General features: G+C 43.4%; 17 protein-coding genes. 9 read left to right on the top strand and 8 right to left on the bottom strand.

The features are described 5' to 3' along the window. Positions 1 to 81 precede the first annotated feature (81 nt). The 3 genes from KHA99_RS10325 to KHA99_RS10315 form a co-directional block, all read right to left on the bottom strand. On the bottom strand, positions 82 to 2,703 hold the full coding sequence (locus KHA99_RS10325; protein WP_213117365.1) for a DUF2309 domain-containing protein: 2,622 nt from the start codon (positions 2,701 to 2,703) through the stop codon (positions 82 to 84). After that, positions 2,688 to 4,232, bottom strand: a complete 1,545-nt coding sequence (locus KHA99_RS10320) for an NADH dehydrogenase subunit 5 (RefSeq protein WP_213117364.1) — start codon at positions 4,230 to 4,232, stop codon at positions 2,688 to 2,690. The genes KHA99_RS10325 and KHA99_RS10320 overlap by 16 nt, the downstream gene beginning before the upstream one ends. A 395-nt stretch (positions 4,233 to 4,627) precedes the next feature. Then, a complete protein-coding gene (locus KHA99_RS10315) occupies positions 4,628 to 5,530 on the bottom strand; it encodes a LysR family transcriptional regulator (protein ID WP_213117363.1) in 903 nt (300 codons plus the stop codon). A 125-nt stretch (positions 5,531 to 5,655) separates the two neighbouring features. Here KHA99_RS10315 and KHA99_RS10310 point away from each other — a divergent pair, with 125 nt between their 5' ends. The 5 genes from KHA99_RS10310 to KHA99_RS10290 all read left to right on the top strand — a co-directional run bounded on the left by KHA99_RS10310 (position 5,656) and on the right by KHA99_RS10290 (position 9,926). Continuing rightward, the gene (locus tag KHA99_RS10310; RefSeq protein ID WP_213117362.1) at positions 5,656 to 6,717 is read left to right on the top strand and encodes a YeiH family protein; all 1,062 of its coding nucleotides are present in this window, start codon (positions 5,656 to 5,658) and stop codon (positions 6,715 to 6,717) included. Between the two features lie 317 nt (positions 6,718 to 7,034). Then, positions 7,035 to 7,838: an extracellular solute-binding protein gene (locus KHA99_RS10305; RefSeq protein WP_213117361.1), complete on the top strand. Its 804-nt coding sequence runs from the start codon at positions 7,035 to 7,037 to the stop codon at positions 7,836 to 7,838. Between the two features lie 126 nt (positions 7,839 to 7,964). Beyond that, positions 7,965 to 8,474 (top strand): COG4315 family predicted lipoprotein, encoded by a 510-nt coding sequence (locus KHA99_RS10300; RefSeq protein WP_213117360.1) that lies wholly within the window; start codon positions 7,965 to 7,967, stop codon positions 8,472 to 8,474. Between the two features lie 125 nt (positions 8,475 to 8,599). After that, the gene (locus KHA99_RS10295; protein WP_213117359.1) at positions 8,600 to 9,184 is read left to right on the top strand and encodes an RNA polymerase sigma factor; all 585 of its coding nucleotides are present in this window, start codon (positions 8,600 to 8,602) and stop codon (positions 9,182 to 9,184) included. Continuing rightward, positions 9,174 to 9,926 carry an anti-sigma factor gene (locus tag KHA99_RS10290; protein WP_213117358.1) on the top strand — a complete coding sequence of 251 codons (753 nt, stop codon included), beginning with the start codon at positions 9,174 to 9,176 and terminating at the stop codon, positions 9,924 to 9,926. The genes KHA99_RS10295 and KHA99_RS10290 overlap by 11 nt, the downstream gene beginning before the upstream one ends. 165 nt (positions 9,927 to 10,091) lie before the next feature. Here KHA99_RS10290 and KHA99_RS10285 read toward each other — a convergent pair whose 3' ends face one another. Beyond that, complete coding sequence (locus KHA99_RS10285; protein WP_213117357.1) at positions 10,092 to 10,559, bottom strand: DUF3291 domain-containing protein; 468 nt, start codon at positions 10,557 to 10,559, stop codon at positions 10,092 to 10,094. Between the two features lie 126 nt (positions 10,560 to 10,685). Here KHA99_RS10285 and KHA99_RS10280 point away from each other — a divergent pair, with 126 nt between their 5' ends. After that, complete coding sequence (locus KHA99_RS10280; RefSeq protein ID WP_249366582.1) at positions 10,686 to 11,483, top strand: prohibitin family protein; 798 nt, start codon at positions 10,686 to 10,688, stop codon at positions 11,481 to 11,483. A 370-nt stretch (positions 11,484 to 11,853) separates the two neighbouring features. Further along, positions 11,854 to 12,474 (top strand): cysteine hydrolase family protein, encoded by a 621-nt coding sequence (locus KHA99_RS10275; protein WP_213117355.1) that lies wholly within the window; start codon positions 11,854 to 11,856, stop codon positions 12,472 to 12,474. Between the two features lie 190 nt (positions 12,475 to 12,664). Here the strand turns inward: KHA99_RS10275 and KHA99_RS10270 are convergent, their stop codons facing one another. Together KHA99_RS10270 and KHA99_RS10265 are read right to left on the bottom strand one after the other, a co-directional pair. Further along, positions 12,665 to 13,105 carry a cell wall hydrolase gene (locus KHA99_RS10270; protein ID WP_213117354.1) on the bottom strand — a complete coding sequence of 147 codons (441 nt, stop codon included), beginning with the start codon at positions 13,103 to 13,105 and terminating at the stop codon, positions 12,665 to 12,667. Positions 13,106 to 13,190: 85 nt separating this feature from the next. Next, positions 13,191 to 14,021, bottom strand: coding sequence for a hypothetical protein (locus tag KHA99_RS10265; RefSeq protein ID WP_213117353.1), 831 nt, complete (start codon positions 14,019 to 14,021; stop codon positions 13,191 to 13,193). 186 nt (positions 14,022 to 14,207) lie between these two features. On the opposite strand from KHA99_RS10265, the gene KHA99_RS10260 reads away from it, so the two are divergent. Further along, positions 14,208 to 15,092 (top strand): AraC family transcriptional regulator, encoded by an 885-nt coding sequence (locus KHA99_RS10260; RefSeq protein ID WP_213117352.1) that lies wholly within the window; start codon positions 14,208 to 14,210, stop codon positions 15,090 to 15,092. A 549-nt stretch (positions 15,093 to 15,641) separates the two neighbouring features. Here the strand turns inward: KHA99_RS10260 and KHA99_RS10255 are convergent. Together KHA99_RS10255 and KHA99_RS10250 are read right to left on the bottom strand one after the other, a co-directional pair. After that, entirely contained in the window at positions 15,642 to 16,349 is a 708-nt protein-coding gene (locus tag KHA99_RS10255) for a DNA alkylation repair protein (protein WP_213117974.1), read from the bottom strand. A gap of 660 nt (positions 16,350 to 17,009) precedes the next feature. Next, complete coding sequence (locus tag KHA99_RS10250) at positions 17,010 to 18,224, bottom strand: benzoate/H(+) symporter BenE family transporter (RefSeq protein WP_213117351.1); 1,215 nt, start codon at positions 18,222 to 18,224, stop codon at positions 17,010 to 17,012. A gap of 463 nt (positions 18,225 to 18,687) precedes the next feature. Here KHA99_RS10250 and KHA99_RS10245 point away from each other — a divergent pair, with 463 nt between their 5' ends. Continuing rightward, positions 18,688 to 19,383, top strand: a complete 696-nt coding sequence (locus tag KHA99_RS10245; protein ID WP_213117350.1) for a sigma 54-interacting transcriptional regulator — start codon at positions 18,688 to 18,690, stop codon at positions 19,381 to 19,383. Positions 19,384 to 20,202 lie beyond the last annotated feature (819 nt).

Below are 20,202 nucleotides of genomic sequence, written 5' to 3'. Positions count from 1 at the left end.
ACTTTTATCCCTTCTCTACCATAAATGGCTATATTACTTTATAACCAAAGCTGTCTAAAAATATTTTACACCGAAGCGGCGTTAAGACCAGCTTTTCCAGTTCCCTTCCGGATCAATCGACGCTAGCCGGAGCCAGCCGTTCTGGACTTTTTGAAAAAAGGCCCTGTCTTGGTTCAACAATCGTTCCACATATTCCTTTGGTGCCTGGATTACTACCAGCAGCCTTATTGGTGCATGATAGACTGTTTCGTCCGATTGCATCACGGACTGCCATGGGAGTCCGGATAATAAATCGCTGGCGTTCCCCTGCATCACGCCGATTCCGGATGTCACGGTTTGGGTGGCTTTATTTCCACTGCCATAATAATGAGGCGCAACGGCCGATGCGTAATATTGCAGGTTAATCATTTGGCAAACCGTTCCCGGCCCGGCAATGATACCGGCAAGCAGCGAACCGTTTTTATCCTTTTTCCAGTTATAGTTATGAAGAAATACTCTTCCCTCGAGATTGCACGCCTCGGTCAAGCTTCTCTCCCCGATCACAAACGCGGCATTGCCTGCCAGTCCCCATTCCGGACGGATCTCACTCCAATCCTCTGCAAGACGCTCTACTTCAGCTTTCGGATTTTTCAAATTGCCTTTTAGACTCGGCAATTCCCGGATTCGCTCAAGGGTAGCCTGCTCACTCACCTTTGGCAGTGCGGCCTGGATTTGTGTATACGCTACTTCAGCTTTATCCGAAAGTTTCGGAAGATAAACCCAATGCAATTCATCAAGTGTTGTAATATGCTCGGCCGCCGCAAAAACGGTCTCTTCCGGAATAGAAATCCCCCTTTCTTTGAGGGCCTGCCGTACATGGGGAAGATTACACAACGTCGCCAGCACCTTCGCATTAAAAGCGCTAGAAGCCCCGCCGCATGCCCCGCAATCGAGCGAAGACGCATATGGATTATTGGTGCTGTGACTTCCGTGTCCGCAAATCACCACGAGTGGAGCGAAATAATCGGTGAGCCCGATCGTTTTTAACGCCTGCTCCACATAATGCACTTTCTCTTCCTCTGAAAAACCGACCGGGAGCTTCGCTTCAGCAGGGTCCTCTTTACGGTCAAGCGTCAGCTTCACATCCGGTTTCCTGAACCAGGTATCAAGCAATTTCTTGAACGCGCGTCCAGCCCTTCTTGGTAAAAAAGTTCGGCCCAACGTCTGCATACTAAGCCACGGACCGCTTACCTCCGGCAGTAACATACTTGCAAGCAGGTTGTGCTTCATGGTTTTAAAGGTACCTTGCAGTGAATTAACTGCCTGTAGCCGCTCATGAAATGGTTGATACTGCGATTCGGGCAAGTATTCTTTTACCTTAAATTGCGGTTTATTCAACACCGGCAAGGAAGGATGGCTATGATGGCTATGCAGCTTGAAGGTTTCAATCGGCAAGCCGAAAAATCCGGCTGCCCCAAAGGTTTCGAAGACTTCTGTCTGTTCGAGTTTGCGACGGAAAGGCTCTGACCTTACGTCAATGCAAAAAACAAACTGCGCCAATGAAGGCAATTTAGGCTCAGTGCCCGCCTGCTGTTTCGAGGCGATTTTTTCCATCAATTGCTGTTCATATGTTTTTTCCCAAGCTTCCATCCATAGTTTATTGCGGACAATTCTATCAAACTGCCAGGCAAGGTTCAAACGAGCTTTTTGCTCCGCGGCAGGCAGTTGCGACCATGCCTTGATCGGGAAGTTCCCCCAATGAAACCAGGCAGCAATTAGAGATTCTAGGAGCACGTCCTCTTTCGTTCCTTGGGTAGGCAAAGGAAGATACGGCTTCATCAATAGCAGCTCCATGGAAATTCTTACTGCTAAATAGTCAGTTAGCAAGGAGCTTTCATTACTATGTTGCTGCGAGCGCCAAAGCATCATTCCCGCCCAGCCTGGCAGGGCCAGCAAATGAGCTTCTAGATATTCTCTAGTCTCTGAAGGGTGGATACCTAAATGGGACAAGGCCTCATTTAAAGCCATGTCTGCTTCTTTCGGCAAATTTTTGATCTGTCTGCGTTCCTCTAGCGATAAGGCTGGGTCTAAGGATGCCATTCGCCGCCATGCCTGGTAGAAGCCTTCCTCGCGATTTGGCATCGACCAGACAGCCTGGGACTCATCCAAAAACAACTTGCACCACTTAATCAGATGGCGGTTGAGATCTCTTAACACGGACCCGTTGCCAATCTTCTCGAAACGCTGACTAAGTGTTTTCACGGATTGTCTTGCCTTCAATTGGTACTTAAAGCCACTAAGTTTTTTGGCCAATCGTTTCACTTCGGGATGTGCCGTCAAATCAGAAGATGGCGTATCCTTTGTTAGTGCAACGCGGCAAAACTGCTCTGCAGCTGCCCGCGGGAGTTCGAAAGAGTGCCTATCAAGCCATTGCTGCAGCCCTTTTTCTAAAAAATTCACATCTATTTCTCCTTGATCCCGTGCCGATTTTAATACAGAATCATGGGGAAATAGCTCGATATCACAAATATCTTTGAAACGACGTGCTGTCTGTTCAAAGGATTGCCGTTCTAAGCCGGCCCAGGGGCTGCGTGCCGCAAACTTGCTGATCGGACCAAGCGGTGCGATGACTTCGCTAGCTGATTTCACCAATTCATGAATATCAAGACTAAGATCTTCCTGTATCTCTTCCCAATGTAACGGTTTAGCTAATGTCGTTGCCATCTGAATGACCTCCTATAAGACAAGTATTTTGGATGACTTTCTACTAAATCTTTGTGAGGCTCACCCAAATGGACAAGCCAAAGGTAAATAACCGTAAATGCCGTTGAGGAGCGATTGTTCGTCAGCCATAACCCAAAGGCACTGCCGCCGAGTAAGATAATCAGGGCCAAAATGACCGTTGGTGTGGGTGGCTGCATACCTGACATAACCGTTTCATGTAACAGACTGTCCAAGAGCGTATGGATGAATTTAAACATGATGACCGCTCCGGCAAGGAACGCTAGCCCTGCCACTCGGCCAATCCGGCCTGATCCAAAGGCAACAAGTCCGACCCAAGCAAAGATCACCGACCAGCCTAAAATGAGGGTGCTGATGATGTGATAACCCTCTCCACCGGAATTCAGCCAATAGCCAATCGAAAAAATGAGACCAAAAATCACTCCGGTGATCGTCCACAAAACGGGAAACGACCGGCCTTTGAAGGAATGAGTCTCCCGGTGCTGAATGGCCGATCCGGCCTGCAAAAAAAGGCTCGCTTTGAATAATCCATGTAAGACAGCATGAATAATGGCTGCCAAATAGGCGCCTAATGCACACTGGATGAGCATGAATCCCATTTGGGCAATGGTTGAGCCTACTAACTGGCGTTTATAGTCAACATGGACTAGCATGATTCCAGTCCCAAGCAGGACGGAAACACCGGACAAAACGAGCAGAATCAGCTGTGCTGAATCGCCGCCGTTAAAGAGCGGTGCAAAACGGGTAAACATCAGACCGCCGGCATTGACGATGCCAGCATGCATGACAGCCGAAACAGGCGTCGGAGCCACGACCGAGTCTAGCAGCCAGCGTTGGAAAGGAAACTGTGCCGATGGAATGATCATCGCCACAATCAATAGGAGGCTGATGCAGGTCCTCTCCCACGATGCAAGTTGGGCAAGGTTACTTTTTTCAAGAATAGCCGAAAGCTGCCAGTGTCCTGTCGTTTGTGTAATCCAGATAACAGCCACGAGCAGGATCAGCCAGCTGAGTAAAAATATCCGACCTGAGGAGGCAGCTGCTTTTCTGGCCACCTGCCACTCCTTATTTAATCTAATCAGCAGGGTCAAGCCCAAAAGGGTCACTCCCCAGCAGACCAACAGAATACGAAGATCATTGCTGAGCCAGACAAGGGTATCAGCAAACGTAGTGAGTGTCAGCAGCGTAAAATATTTTCGGTAAGAGTGATCGCCGAACAAGTACCGAACCGAATAGCGCTGCACAACGACACCAATGGTCAGGACAAAAAGGGCGAGGAGTAATGAGAGCGAATCGAAACGCCAAGGTCCATACATTACACTTCCATCGTGTTTGCTAGAGAAAAGCCCACACAAAGCAACGATTGGCGGCAACGAAATGATGCCTATATGATATCGAACAAAATGTACGGGGACCTTTTCCCATAGCAGGAAAAAGGCGCTTACCAAGGAAACTGCTAAAATGATAAAAAATGCAGTCGGTAATGAAATTAGCTCCAAATAATTGGACATCCTCGCTCTCTCCCTCTTAGATTTTGATAATATGAATCTTCTAGTTTTTTAAAAACAAAAAAACCGGCAAACTTTAAGCTTAATGGTCATACTACAACCATTAAACTTTGAAGATTGCCGGTTTACCTTTAACTTCCCAATCGGGCTTTTAAATAGTCTACCTTTATCATATGTAATTCATTAAAAGCTTGAATTCCTTTTCAATACGATTCCTTTTTCATAAAAGCCAATAGATCATTATTAACCATATGCTAAAGTTCTATATTAAAAGAAATCACCTAAACACTATAATCACGTACTAAATATTACTATTTGTTAAAGATTCTGTCAAGTGAAGCATGGGGACGGTTCTCGTGCCTCACTTTGTGAGGCAGAAGAACCGTCCCCATGCTTCACTAAAATCTGCTCGTTTTCGGGTCGCCGAGGTATGTTTTTAGTGTTTCTATGAATGTTTGCAATGCTTTTGTTTGGTAGGTGGCATGGGTTAGGATGGAGAAGTTGCGTTTAAACGGGAGGCCCATTACGTGAATGATGCCGATGTAGCCGTTTGTGAGCTCCTTCTTAATCGCCCAGCTTGACAACAAACTGATGCCAAGACCAGCTTCAACCGATTCCTTGATGAGCTGGGTACTGCCGAATTCCATGACTTTTTTCGGGGTGAACTTGTACCGCCGAAATAGATTTTCCGCAGCCTCTCTGGTCCCAGAGCCCTCTTCCCTGAGAATCCACGTTTCTTCCTCCAAGTCAGCTAGCCTTATTTCCCCTTTTTCGCCTAAAAGAGAGTGACGAGGCGAAGCAACAACAACCATTCGATCTTTAGAAACCACTTTCGAATTAAGGACATTTTCTTCATAAAATCCTTCAATGATGCCAATGTCCAATTGATGTTTTTTCACCAGTTCAATGATTTCCTTGGTATTTTGAATCCGAATCGACGGGTGAATATCAGGGTATTGCTCCTTCATTTTGGCAATAATATGCGGCAGGATATACTCGCCAAACGTGTAGCTTGCCCCAATCGCAATCGGGCCGCTCGCCTTATTGGTCAGGTCGTCGACCAAGGACTGCATTTTAGTATAAAGGGCGATGATTTCTTTCGCATGGTGATAAACGATCTCACCGGCCTGATTGAGGCGGACATACTTATTACTTCTTTCCAAAAGCCTTGTGCCGATCGATTGTTCTAGCGTTCTAATATACTGGCTTACCGCCGGCTGGGTCATATGCAGCTCCTCCGCTGCTTTTGAAAAATTCTCCTTTTCCACCACTTTAATAAACACCTCTAAATGCTGGTCCATCCTCTGCCCCCCTCTTTTCATGTATATACTTTTACTTATCATCCCTATTATATATCATTATTTTTCTTATACACCAATCGCGAGTATGCTTAAGTTACAAAATCAAATCATTTGAGGTGATTGAAATGGGAAGTCAAACTGCAAGAATTTTACCTCAAGACGGACAGAACGAACAACCTCTTAAAAAGCCTGAAACAAAACCTTCCGCTTATTTATGGCTGGGGGGAATTGCTTTTACCATTGTCATTGCAGTGTTCGGTTTTGCGTTAGCAAAAGTCCCAGGGTTCGATCGTGTCGGACCACTTGCCTGTGCGATTGTGATTGCGGTAATGTACCGGCAATTTTTCGGTTATCCGGAAAAAATCCGTGCAGGAATTCAATTTTCCTCCAAGCGCTTTTTACGGTTTGCGATTATATTATACGGGCTCAAGTTAAACATAGATGTGGTGATTCATCAAGGGCTGGGGCTGATTGCCCGTGATATCGGTGTCATTGCTTTTGCGATACTGTTAACTGTATGGCTCGGAAAATTGCTGAAAGCAGAATCCTCCCTCGTGCTCCTGCTTGGTGTGGGAACCGGTGTATGCGGGGCTGCCGCGATTGCCGCCGTTTCACCCATTCTCAAGGCAAAGGACGAAGATACAGCCATCGGGGTCGGAATTATTGCCTTGGTGGGGACGATTTTTTCGATAACCTATACGATTCTAAGACCGTTTCTCCCGTTATCGGCCATTGATTATGGCATCTGGAGCGGAATCAGCCTTCACGAAATTGCTCATGTTGCCTTAGCCGGGGCACCTGCAGGTCCAGACGGCCTGGCCATTGCTCTTCTGGCCAAACTAGGCCGGGTACTCCTGCTAGTTCCATTGTGCTTTATTCTTATGTATTGGATGAAAAGACGCAGTTCAGGAAGTGCTGGAGATACCAAAATTGAGTTCCCTTGGTTTCTCATCGGCTTTATCTTGATGAGCTTGTTCGGAAGCTATATCCTTGGCCATTCCATCCCTGTTTCAAAAGCTGCCATGGACGGAATTTCAACCGCCACTACCTTTATCTTAACATCCGCCATGGTCGGTCTCGGTCTAAACGTCAGCCTCCGCGACCTCCGGACCAAAGCAGCACGGCCGCTAATCGCCATGCTGATCACATCCATCATCCTTTCCGTGGTTTCTTACTTTATTGCGTGATGCATGGGGTCGGTTCTCTTGCCTCACTTTGTGAGGCAGAAGAACCGTCCCCATGTTCCAAAGTGAAAATGCCAGGCACCTTCCCCTTTTCTGGTCGGCGCCTGGCACTTTTTTCGTCGATTGCAGTCGACATTTGCAAATGTAGGAAATCATCATTTATTTCGGCAACTATTTAGATTTCAAAAGATTATCCTTCAAAAATTGATGCACGAGAACCGTCCCCATGCATCTTCCCATGCATCTTAAATTTCTTTCGAACCGTTTTAACCCCTTATTCGTTTCCTTAATTGATAACTAAAAAAAATGGAGGAATGAGGATGAAAAAAAATTTGTTACTGGGTGCAATCTTTTTACTTCTGTTCACGGCCGCTGGATTTTCGGTTTACGCAAACATAGAAGATTCATCTAAGTCTCAACTGCCTGCCAATTCGGCAAAGAACGATGGAGTGATCCGAGTGTATGGCCCAGGCGGACCACTGGGACCGATGAAGGAAGCAGCAGAAAAATTCACAGCGGAAACAGGAATAAAAGTTTTCGTAACGGCTGGACCTGAATCAAACTGGATTAACCAGGCCAAACAAGATGCTGATATCGTTTATGGAGGATCGGAGTACATGGTTCGCAGCTTCATGCTAAGCAATCCTGAGATGATCAATGAAAAATCACTTACAGAATTATATCCCCGAGCAGCAGGGATTTTAGTACGAAAAGGGAATCCCAAGAACATCCAATCACTTGAAGATTTAACAAAAAGGGGCGTGAAAATTATCGATGTCAATGGTGCCGGGCAGCTCGGATTATGGGAGGATTTAGCTGGAAGAAAGGGCCTAATCGGAGGGATTAGCCAAAATATTGACATCTCCGTAAAATCCAGTGCCGAAGCAATTGAAATATGGAAATCAAATTCAAAACACGACGCGTGGATTACATATGAATCCTGGCACCATAGGCTTACGGACGTCACCGATTTAGTGGAGCTCCCGGAAGCAGAAAAGCTTTACAGAGGAACCCCGATTACTCTAACAACCCGTACGGATAACAAAAAAGAAGCCCAACAATTCATTGACTATCTAAAAACCGATGCATCCCATCAGGTCTTTCAAAAGTGGGGATGGAAATAACGTTCTCAAGGCACCCTCCAATCTTCTGGTCGGTGCCAGGCACTATTTTTTTCTATAAAAATTCGAACCGTTTTTTGTGTTTCTTCGTTACCTTTATTGAACAGAACATATAAGGAGGAGTTCATGATGAAAAAGTGGAGTTGGCTATTTATATTCCTTTTAGCAGGAGTACTTCTTGTTGGCTGCGGTGCAAAAGAAAATGCAAAGGACAAGGATACAAGTAATCAAGCAAAAGAGACAGCCACAGAGGTTAACAATGCTGCCGAAAAAACTGCTGACAAATCGGATACAGCCCTGCAGCTGAAGGAAAACGAAAAAGTCGGTAACTATCTTGCAGATGCGGACGGGATGACACTTTACTATTTTGCCAAAGATAAGCGAAACACATCAAACTGCAGCGGAGAATGTCTCCAGAACTGGCCTGCCTTCTATTCTGAAAACCTTGACGTTCCGGAAGGACTTAACAAACAAGACTTCAGCACCATTACCCGAGCAGACACAGGTGAGAAACAGACAACCTACAAAGGCTTTCCGCTTTACTACTTTGTTAATGACAAAGCAGCTGGTGATGTAAATGGACAGGGCGTTAAGGATGTTTGGTTTATTGTTAACAGCGAGACAACGTTTCCCCAATAATACAACTTTTCGAAGAATTGCCGCCGGGCAGTTCTTTTTTCTCATTCTGAAAAGGTTTCCCCTTCCGCTTTCACAATGATTTATACTATTAAAAACGCTGCAATGTAAAGGGAGAGAATTTGGCAATGAAATCGAAGACAGACGAAGAACTGATTGGACTAATTGTCCAAAAGCATCGTCCGGCACTTGAAGAGCTATATGACCGTTATGCAAAGCTTATCTATAGCTTCTCCTATAAAATAGCAAAGGGCGATACAGATAAAACGAAAGAGATAGTCCAACATGTATTTCTCCGGCTTTGGACAACAAAAAGCACCTATAATCCAGCAAAAGGACAGTTGGCGAACTGGCTTCTTACCATTACCCGAAATATTGCGATTGATCTCATTCGTAAAGAGCAAAAGCATAATGGAACCATCCCGTTAGAACTGGATGACATGCTGCATATTCAAGGGCAGCAGTCGGAGGATGTTCTGCAGCAAGTTTCAAGAAATCTATTAAAACAGCAAATTCAGGAAGCCAAACGCCATCTCTCTGAACCACAGCAACGCCTCATCAACCTTCTATACTGGGAAGGTTACTCTTTAAGCGAAATTGCAGAAATAGAAAAAAAGCCGCTTGGTACCATTAAAAGCAGGCTGCATCAAACCTTAAAAAAACTTCGGAATTATTTCAATGAGGAAACAGGAGGGGTTAGGCATGGAAAATAAATGCGAAAACCTGTCTTTATATATGATTAATGAATTGACTGCACTTGAAAAAGAAGAATTCGAGCGCCATTTGAAAACTTGTACCCACTGTCAGCACGAATTAGAATCGCTGCAAGGATTATGGCAGACCCTTTCTTATGAAGTAGAAGAGGTGGACGTTCCAGAAACACTGAAAGCAGACGTCATGAACTTTATTTTTGAAGAGAATGAAGCTCCGCAGCAGGAACAGAAAGTAAAACCAACGAAGAAAGGCTTTATCGATCTAATTAAACTCAATTTCAAAAAGCATTTCTCGCCATTATCCACTGCTGTTGCTGTCGTTCTAGTCATCGGCTTAGTCGGACTATTTTGGAATAACCTTCAATTAAAGGAGACGATTACAGTCTTAGAAACAAAAGAAGCGGACCCATCCCAAATTGTATCGACCCATATCCTCAAAGGGCAGGGGTTAGCCGCTTCGGCAAACGGCAATGCTTACCTTATTCAAGAAGGCAGCACCACCAATCTTGTCATCGAATTAAACAATATGCCGCGTACCAAAGATGAGGAAGTATATCAAGTATGGCTGTTAAAAAACGGCACTCGGCAAAATGCGGGGACTTTGAAGCCTGATCAAAACGGCAACGGTCTAATCACCTACCGCCTCCCCCAATCCCTATCGTTTGATGCTATTGGAATCACTTTAGAGCTGAACCCAAACAACACCCAACCGCAGGGCCAAAAAGTGATGGGAACGTCTTAGAGGAGTGGTGAATGGGTGTGATATGGGAATAGTTCATAGGGGTCACTCGAAAGCTTTGCTCGTAAAAAGGCACCGCTAGTGAATTTACGCTAGTTGTGCCTTTTTATGCGAAACCCATGAAAAAAACCAACTCTCCTGTTTTAGAAAGTTAAGCCCCTGTCACTGCTACTTAACCAAGCACGTCTCCCCTTTTTCATCAAACGCAGCTTTAAAATCAAATGCAAATGGTGTGGGTCCATGCTGAATATAATGGTTGTATCTTTTGAATGCCTCTTTCCATGAGACGTCCCTTGCCTTCTCCGTCCACCACACTACATAGGAAAGGTGTTTCTCCGGATAAGGCTCCACCCATTTGCTTCGATCTCGTAACGCTTGCCGATGATGACCTGAATAGGTAAAACGATATAAGCCTTGAAGGCTTTTCCATACCGTCAAAGTCAGAACAGGGTATCCATTCCCCTTATTGGCTTCTTCAGGTAAAGGGACTCCCTCAGGTGAAAATACCTCTACAAGTTGTCCAGTTTTAGCTGCCTGATGAATGATTTCATCTCCCACTTCAAAAAATTCACGCGAGGCCGGGTGGTGATAGGGATGATTGAGCCTGCCGACAGTATAGATTGCAACGAATGCCATACAAAGTCCTCCATCTAAAGGTTTTACCTATTTATATTCAAGTAAGACGGGAACTTATACCCATGCTTCCGCATGAGACCAACCCTCTCATTCATATATTTTAATGAGAAGGAGAGGAGGATCGCTTTGAAATACGGGAAATTTATCGTCAGTGGCGTGATTTTAGTCTTGGTTATCGTGGTTTTTATTTTTTCTGGTACGAAGGTGGAGTCAGGTCATCGAGGGGTTCTGTTGCAATTAGGGGCAGTGAAGCCAACGATCTTGACGGAAGGCTTTCATTTTAAAATTCCGTTCATTCAAAGTGTGGAACAGGTTGAGGTCCGGGTCCAAAAAGAAGAAAGCTCACAAAGTGCCGCTTCTAAGGATTTACAAATGGTCACGGCTAAGGTGGCCGTCAACTATTCAGTCGACCCCGGGAAGGTCAATAAGCTCTACCAGGAAATCGGCCCTGATTTTCGCGCTCGCATCGTGGACCCAGCCATCGCCGAATCATTAAAGGCGATTACCGCTCAATATACAGCAGAAGAGCTGATTTCAAAACGCCCAGACGTATCGGCTAAAGTGAAAGAAATGCTGTCCAAGAAATTAACCAAGTATTATATGCTCCTAGAAGATATCAATATTAAAGAATTTGCGTTTAGCGAAGAATTCAATAAAGCGATTGAATTGAAGCAAACAGCCGAACAAAATGCGTTAAAGGCCCAAAGGGATTTAGATCGAATCAAAATCGAAGCAGAACAGCAGATTACCCAAGCCAAAGCCGAAGCAGAGTCATTAAAACTGAAAAAAGAAGAAGTCACCCCCGAGCTAATCCAACTAAAACAAATCGAAGTCCAAGAAAAAGCCCTGGAAAAATGGGACGGACGCCTCCCAAGCGTAACCGGTGGGGCCACGCCGTTCATTGATTTGAGCGGGGTAAAATGATGCACGGGGACGGTTCTCTTGCCTCACTTTGTGAGGCAGAAGAACCGTCCCCATGCTCCACATTGTTCGATGTATTTCAGCAAATCTTTGCCCTAGTGCAACCCAATCAATCTTTTAATTAAACTGGATCAACCCCCTGCCACTGGTGGTTTTTTTCTTTCACAATGACGAAAATGACTGTCGGTCAGACAAACGTTTATGTAAATCCGCCTAAAACGCTGGTATGTCAACGTTTCTGCCCCTATCATTGTGAGAATTTTGATGAATGCTGCTGGATTAAGAATGATTATTTCTGGCAGCTGGTACACAAACTCAAAAATCTGCCAATTTCCAACAGAAATCACTACTTTATGTGAATTGGAGGAAAAGAATGTTTATACCCAATCCCGCTAATACAGCAATTGTCATAACGGACCCACAGAATGACTTTCTGTCCCCCGGAGGTAAAGGATACCATTTAACAAAAAAAATTATTGAACAATACAACACACTAGGTAACCTTGAAATTCTAATAAGTACAGCGATGAGTAAAGGTTATCAACTTTTTATATCTCCCCATTATATATATCCCCATGATTATAGTTGGCAATTGACTGGGGCTGAACAAGAAATGTTATTAAAGCTTAGAATATATCAAAAACAAAATGACTACACTTCTGTAGGAGCCGACTGGGTTCCTTCACTTAAGCCATACATTTTATCTAACCAAACTGTCATTGCGACCACCCATAAGATTGCCAGTCCCCAGACAAATGATCTTGTTTACCAATTACGTCAGCATAGGAAAGAAAAGGTGATTTTGGCAGGTGTCTTATCAAACATTTGTGTAGAATCACATATGAGAGACTTAATCGAGAATGGATTCCAAACAGCTGTTGTTTATGATGCTACTGCCACCATAAGCGAGAAAGATTTTCAAGCAGCTGTTACAAATTATCAGGCATTCAGCAGTGCTACATGGTCAACTCAACAGGCAATCTCTCAATTATAAGAAAAAAACATAGTCCCAAGTGTTGACTTAAAAGAGTTGCTATTGAAAGCAACTCTTTTTGTTATTTCTAAGGTTCTTCCAATCTCCCTGTTTGCTTTAGTACAGTATTTAATAAAAACTATTCCTAAGTATTCTAATTTGTTTTGTGTAACTATTCCAATTATGTAAAAGGCTTACTCAAAGAGTAAGCTTAACCTCGATACACACTATCACATGTTCCAGCTTTTGGTTCGTAATAACAATGATTTTTAAATTGACCAGATTGAGGTTGGTCGTACCATGTTGGAGGACATGGGGCATGCGGATTAAAGTACCAAAGGGCGTATTTTCCAGGGTGTTGTCTCCAATAATCCAAATTTTGTTTGGCTAATCTTTTTTCAGAAGTTCTTGCCCTTTGATAAAATACGTTCCCTTTTTGAACAGCTTCAAAGGAAAAATTTCCTCCTTGTACTTGAAAAATAACTGAGTTAATTGATCTTAACCCTTTAAAGTCTAAGCAATCTGCTACAAGACGATTCACAATGACATTTCCAACATATAACATTCCCAGTTTTCCTTCACCTTCAGCTTCTGCCCTCATCATCCTCGCCATTAAACTAACGTCTGAACTTCGGTAATTTGCTCTTGGCATTTTTCCACCTCCAAAATATAGTATGAAAAACAGCCTATATTGTTGTCATTGTGTATCTAATAAGAACAAAAACAAGACAGTAAAATCAATCCCTTTTTTCTGTTAAACACTCTTCTTCGGGCTTAATATCAACCTGTTTCCACTCTTCATTGCCTACCTTTCGAAATTGAGCAATTTCTACGTCAGTTCCATTCGTTAATGCGAAAAAAACCAAGTAATAATCTGCTCCATCCTTGCCTTTAAAATATATATTTTTTACATATCCATTTGTTACAGTTGGGTATCTTTTCTGAACTAACTTGCACCAGCCACCATATTTCACCTCCACAACTGATTCCGCGTCATGACTCCATCCATGATAAGGGGCGCACAAAAAGTCCTCCTCCATCTTGCTCATATCTGAAATTCGATAACCTTCTTTTTCATGAACAAGCTGAATAAATCCATAATAATAGCCAAAATACTCTCTTTTTTTGCCCTCAAATCCCTCAATCGTTTCGATTTCATAAAAAAACCTTATTCCATATTTTATATCTGGCACACTAAAAAGCTTGATCAAACTCGTATGCCCTACACCAGCAAATGAATGAAAATAGTCTTCATAACTTAGTTTTCTTTGGTACTGCTCGGACAAGAAATTGTATGCAAGTGGAAAAGGTGTACGGGCATGACCAACCGTACCGCAACTTCTTCCTGCCATATTTTCTGCTTCACGCAAAATGCTAAAATAATTGAGAACAGTGTCTTCGGGGGTTTTGGTCCATTCAGTTGGGAGTTGGAATTGGTCGTGGTTTTTTTCAATATATGGATCGAGGAACGATGAAGTTTCAAATCTTAAATTTAAAGCTGGCCAGCATGATGGACGAAAATATTTTTGATGATAAGTAGTTTTGTCTAATTGATTCCGTTGTAACACATTCATCACCCCAGTTTTCAGTTTATGGGTGAATGCCGGATCTGTGAAAAATAGTACTTTAGGGACAAATCACGCCTGAGTAAACGCAACTTTATCGAGTTGTTTTTTAAAATAAAAAATACAGCAAAAAATGTTAAGAACGAATATTTGTTTGCTGTTATAGTGAATGCAGGGCAGGTGATGGGAATGGATTATGTGGTTTGTATACAACGAACGCTTGACTACATTGAAGAAAGCCTAAATGAACAACTGACTCTAGAAAAATTAGCGGAAATTGCTTGCTTTTCTCCTTTTCATTATCATCGCGTCTTTCAGGCAATTGTAGGAGAATCTGTTATGGAATATGTTAGAAAAAGAAGGCTGACATTTGCGGCGGAACGTTTATTCTATACAGATGAAAAGGTGATTAATATCGCAATCGATGCTGGTTTTCAATACCAAGAATCTTTCAACAGAGCGTTTAAAAATTTCTATGGCGTTTCACCCAAGCAATATCGTAACGCTAAGAGAATATCCGGACCGTTACACGGCAAGGCCTGCCTCAACATAAAACTCTTTCCAGGAGGTCATAAAATGGAACCAAAACTAGTCACTAAACCAGCTTTTCACATCATTGGTTACGAACTAAAAACAAAGAATGAAGACGGCCAGAACAATAAAGACATTCCTGAATTTTGGCAGCAGTACATGCGAAACCAATTAGGCGCAAACATTCCAGATCCGATACACGAAAATGTGGAACTTGGCATATGCACCGACTTTAACCCGGAAACCGGTGAGTTCGTGTACCTAATTGGAATGGAAGTAAAGGAGGGAACGCAAGCACCAGCAGGAATGGTGTACAGAAATTTCCCTGAGCTGGAATATGCGGTTTTCACAACGCCCAAGGCAAATGAAGAATCGTTTACCACCTCCATTCAATCAACCTGGAATTATATTTTCACAGAATGGTTCCCACAATCAGAATATGAACACTCCGGATCCATCGAATTCGAACTCTATGACGAAAGATGCTACGGTACCGAGAACAAACAAATGGACATCTACATTCCTGTAAAAAAACGGAGATGATGCATGGGGACGGTTCTCTTGCCTCACTTTGTGAGGCAGAAGAACCGTCCCCATGCCCTACATTGTTCGATCTATTCCAACAAATTGTTGCCCGTGTGCAACCCAATCAAACGTTTAAGTAAATCGATTCAATCCCATGCTACTGGCGGATTTCCCACTCCATCATTACGAAAATGCTTGTCGGTCAGACAAACGTTTGAGTAAAATGCCCCAAAAAGTTGATAAATCAACATTCTGCTCCCTATTTCCGTGGAAATTTTGATGAATGCTGCCGGATTACGACGAAGTATTTCTGGCAAGTGATATACAAACTCAGAATTCCGCTAATTTCCACCAAAATCCACTACTGCTTTCCCTACTTAAACGTTTGGATAAAAGCTAAGAAACTATTGATTTAATCGACTTTCCACTCTTTTTCCGCCAAAAATTCTGTCATTTATCCAAACGTTTGATTAATATCAACCTGAGCCCTTCCCGTAACTGGGTTTATAATTATTTTGCAAGCAGAAGAATGTCGAAATCATAAAATAAGATTACAAAAATCCGCTGCTAACACCTAACATATTTACGTTTAAACCCAAGCTTCCCTCGATCTATCTCCTTTTGAATATTTTCCGAAGCATTCAAGATGCTGCTTTTTTTCTTGTCCCGCTTGATTTCGACTAGGCCTACCGCCTTTGCGGTTTCAACCGCTTTTTCATGGAGCGGCACATAGGAAATAGCGACGGTGTTGATAAAATTATTCATCGCCGATTTTGCTCGATCCGGAGCATCGTGAATCGTCTTTTCCACCTGGTCAAGCATACCGGTAAGCTTGCTTGCGCTAAACTCGGTGTCCTTACGATTACCCAATAGCCAGCAGTAACAGCTCCAGCCTGCCGACATTCTTAGCTCTTCACCACTTGCAATCCATTTATCGGCAACAGCTTGCGCAATATCTGCTTCTGCCAAAGTGACCGCCACCACATAATCGGACAGCATATAAAAATATGCCCCATCCATCCAACGGTCAAAATCCTCCTCCCTCATGGCCTTTGGATCCGCAATGATGCCGGCAAAATACATGGCATCGTAGTTCCCAGTGGCGTAAAGCTGCTCGGCCAAAGGCTGATCTATCTTGATTTTCTTCGCAAGCGGCTTCATGGCGCCTGTGGCCACGCCAAAAACCGGCTCGTGTGCCCCATTGCCTATGTACATCTTTTTCAATCGCTCCTTGCCGAGCGCTTCCAGCTCCTGCATAACCGTTTCGAAATCCATTGATTCTGCACTTCCTTCCTTTAAAAGCATACCCTCTTCATTGTAACCAAATAGCTTCTATTCTTAATAATCATTTTACCTGAAAACATTCCAAGAATCTTGAAAAAAGGGAGTAAGTTCAAGATAAAAAGCCAGTTATAGGGTATTTCTAGAGGGCGGTAAAAAGAGGGTGGAAAGTATATTGGATGTTTTGGAAAGTAAAAGTGGGAAATCGGTAAGTATTCTTCCAAAAAGTGAAAGTAAAATCAGCAAATTGGAAAGTAACCAGTCCAATCCGGAAAGTATATCCAAATAAGTGGTAATTAATTTGAAAAAGGTCATTAAATAGTTACCTGTGCCTCTCTCTTTACCTCTATTTTTTGAAAAATAGGGCCATAATAGGTACCATTCTTAGCCTTAAAAAGGCTCTGGAAAGTAAAATAGTAATTCGGAAAGTATAAGTCGATAATCGGAAAGTATTCTTCCAAAACCGAAAGTGAAAGTAAAATCATCAAAATGGTAAGTAACCACAACAATCCGGAAAGTATATCCAAATAAATGGAAATCACCTCAAAAAAATACCTAGGATAGGCTCTCCGCCTTGCTGTTTGGCTATAGATTCCACATCGACGGTTCTCTTGTCCCCAAAATGAGGCAAAAGAACCGTCCCTCTGCCTCACCTTATTTTTCAACTGTCTTCGCAATCACAGCGCCAAATATGAGTGCCCAAACAGGCGCGCTGATGTGGAGGAAGGAGACTTGCGACAGAGCGATGAGAAACGCAGCTAATGCACTTAAGCGGTGGCGGTTTCCGGAAAACCCCTGCTGCAAACTGGAATGCAGTACCCCAATTAACGCAAAGCCGGCCAGCAGCGATACAAATGCCTGCGGCAAGGATTGGATGAAAGGGACGATTTTCCAAGCAAAAATACCAAATAACATCACGAAAATCCCTGACAAAACCGACCCGGCATATCGCTTTGATTTTTCGCCGGAATCAGGTCCAGCACATATCGCTGTCATCATGCCGGCGATGTTCGCGCAATGGCCGCCAAAAAACCCCGTGATGCTTGAAAACACACCGCTAATGGTGACAATTTTACGGATGGGCGGGTCATAGTCCTCGCTTTCCAGGGCGCCTATTCCCGGTGCCGCATCATTGCTAAGGACTAACATCGCAAGCGGGAGGGCCAAGGTCAATACCCCCATCCAGGAGAATTCCGGAGCATGCAAGGACGGTAAGGAAAAAGGGATTCCCTTCGAACCCAAGTTGAGATCCTGTGTTAAAAAAAGGGCCACAAACGCCGCTGCGACTGCTGCCATGACTGCAGGAATCCGCTTGCTGTATTTGGTACATACAAAAAAGCTGACCAAGGCCGCCACCCCGACCACAGGCATTTCTTGAATGGCCGGGATCAGTTTCACCACATATCCAGTCACCAATCCTGCCAGCATCGCCGATATCACTTCCTTCGGCACCCATTTGATAATTTTTGTAAAAAGTCCTGACACGCCAACGATCAAGATCGTAAGGCCCGACAACACATATCCGCCGATAAGTTCCGGAAATGTAAAATGAGCCGTAACCGTTGCGAGGAAAGCCACTCCCGTGATGGAATGGCCGCCGGTGATTGGCTTTCGAAAAAGAAGAGCCATCAAAACGCCAACTACACCGGGGAAAAAATTGGCGGCAAACATCCAGGTAATCGTTTGCTCATTCGTAAAGTGGCCGGCCGATGCAGCCTGCAAAATAATTAACGCCGGTCCCGTCATAAGCAATGTGCTGGAAATCAGACCTGACGATAGATTTTGACTATTAATATCGTGGAGAAAAGATTTCCTTTTCCTAGTAGACTGTAAAGGAACATTTTCATCTAATTTTCCTGGTAAACCCATCTGCTCTCCCACTTACCCTCTCTTTTTAGTGATGCATGGGGACGGTTCTCTTGCCTCATTGTGAGGCAGAAGAACCGTCCCCATGGCTTATAATAATCTGAATATTACATCAACACCAACCGATATTCAACTAAAGGGGTGCTATTATTAAGACAATCTTTTTCATTCCCCCTTTTTTATTATCTAGCTAAATGCCCGTGAGGATTGTTTTCGAAAAGCCTGGGGGCCATTTTTTGAAAAAGGATCACAGACTTGGGGGAAACTTGGGAAGCATCTTTTGTTTCATTACAAGATAAATGAACGCTCCCCCTCTTCACAAATCTAGTAAAATAAAAAGAGGATGAAACAAAATATTTCACCCTCTTTTTACATTTTAAATTATTCCGCATCCATAAACGGATAAGCCACTACTACAGTTGGTGCAAAGTTTTCTTTGATCACGCGAGGACTTGTCCAACGAATCATGTTAAATACAGAACCTGTTTTGTCATTTGTACCAGAACCACGAGAACCGCCAAACCTTGATGAAATCGGCATGCTGCCGCTCGATATGCAGGTAAAATTATTAAGAGTTCTTCAAGAAAGGGAAGTTTGTCGCATCGGCGGAAATAAGCCTATAAAAGTGAATATCCGCATTGTTGCCGCCACAAACAGTGATCTAGAGGACATGGTGAAACAAGGTACCTTCCGTGAGGACCTTTACTATCGTTTAAATGTAGTTACCCTAACCATACCTCCGCTCCGGGAAAGAAAAGAGGATCTCCCTCTATTAGTGAAAAACTTTGTTCAAGAATATGTGACAAAATATCAAAAAGAGATGCCTTCTCTTGCTGACAGTGCGATGGAAATGTTTATGAACTACTCGTGGCCCGGAAATGTGAGAGAACTGAAAAACGTCGTAGAAAGAATAGTCATTTTTACGGATAAAACGACTATTTATGCGGAAGATATCATCACTATCTTCCCTGCCTCAGTAAATAAAAAAGAAGACAAGGAAGGGTTGGCAAAGGAAAAGGCACTGTTAGAGAAGGAAAGAATTGAGGAAGTGCTGAAAGAAACCTATGGCAATAAAAGTGCAGCGGCCAAAATATTGGGGATATCGAGGGTAAGCCTATATAGTAAAATCAAACAATACAAGATAAAAGAAAGAATCAAATAATTTCAGGTTAGAGTTCTGCTGAATGATATCATCAGTGGAAGCTAACCTTTTTTTTGAAAAGGAACCTTGGTTTATCCCTGAATTTGTGCTTCTCTGATACCTTGACTCTGCTTTCTTTGGTAGTTTGCGACTAGGACACAAGGATTGAGGCTTTTTTAATGGCGAATGATCTAAAAGCAGTTTGGAAAAACACAGCCCTTTCGGGATGCAGTCGGACTGTAAAAGTGAAAGAAAGCCAACCAAATGTACGATGAAGCACGAGAACCGTCCGAAGCCACTGAAAAATGATCCTAATAAGCTGGAGCGTTACTTTTCTTGAACTCACGGGTAAAATGCACCGCTTATTTTTACCAGTGCTCATCTTTTCTTGGGCTCACGGGCAAAATAGACTGCTTATTTTTACCAATGCTCATCTTTTCTTGGGCTCACGGGCAAAATAGACCGCTTATTTTTACCGGTACTCATCTTTTCTTGGGCTCACGGGCAGAATAGACCACTTATTTTTACCGGTGCTCATCTTTTCTTGGGCTCACGGGCAAAATAGACCACTTATTTTTACCGGTGCTCATCTTTTCTTGGGCTCACTGGCAGAATAGACCACTTATTTTTACCGGTACTCATCTTTTCTTGGGCTCACGGGCAGAATAGACCACTTATTTTTACCGGTGCTCATCTTTTCTTGGGCTCACGGGCAAAATAGACCGCTTATTTTTACCGGTGCTCATCTTTTCTTGGGCTCACGGGCAAAATAGACCACTTATTTTTACCGGTACTCATCTTTTCTTGGGCTCACGGGCAAAATAGACCGCTTATTTTTAC

It is taken from the genome of Neobacillus rhizophilus (assembly GCF_018343535.1).
GTDB classification, from domain to species: Bacteria; Bacillota; Bacilli; order Bacillales; family Cytobacillaceae; genus Neobacillus; species Neobacillus rhizophilus.
This window is presented reverse-complemented; position numbering and strand designations above follow the sequence as displayed.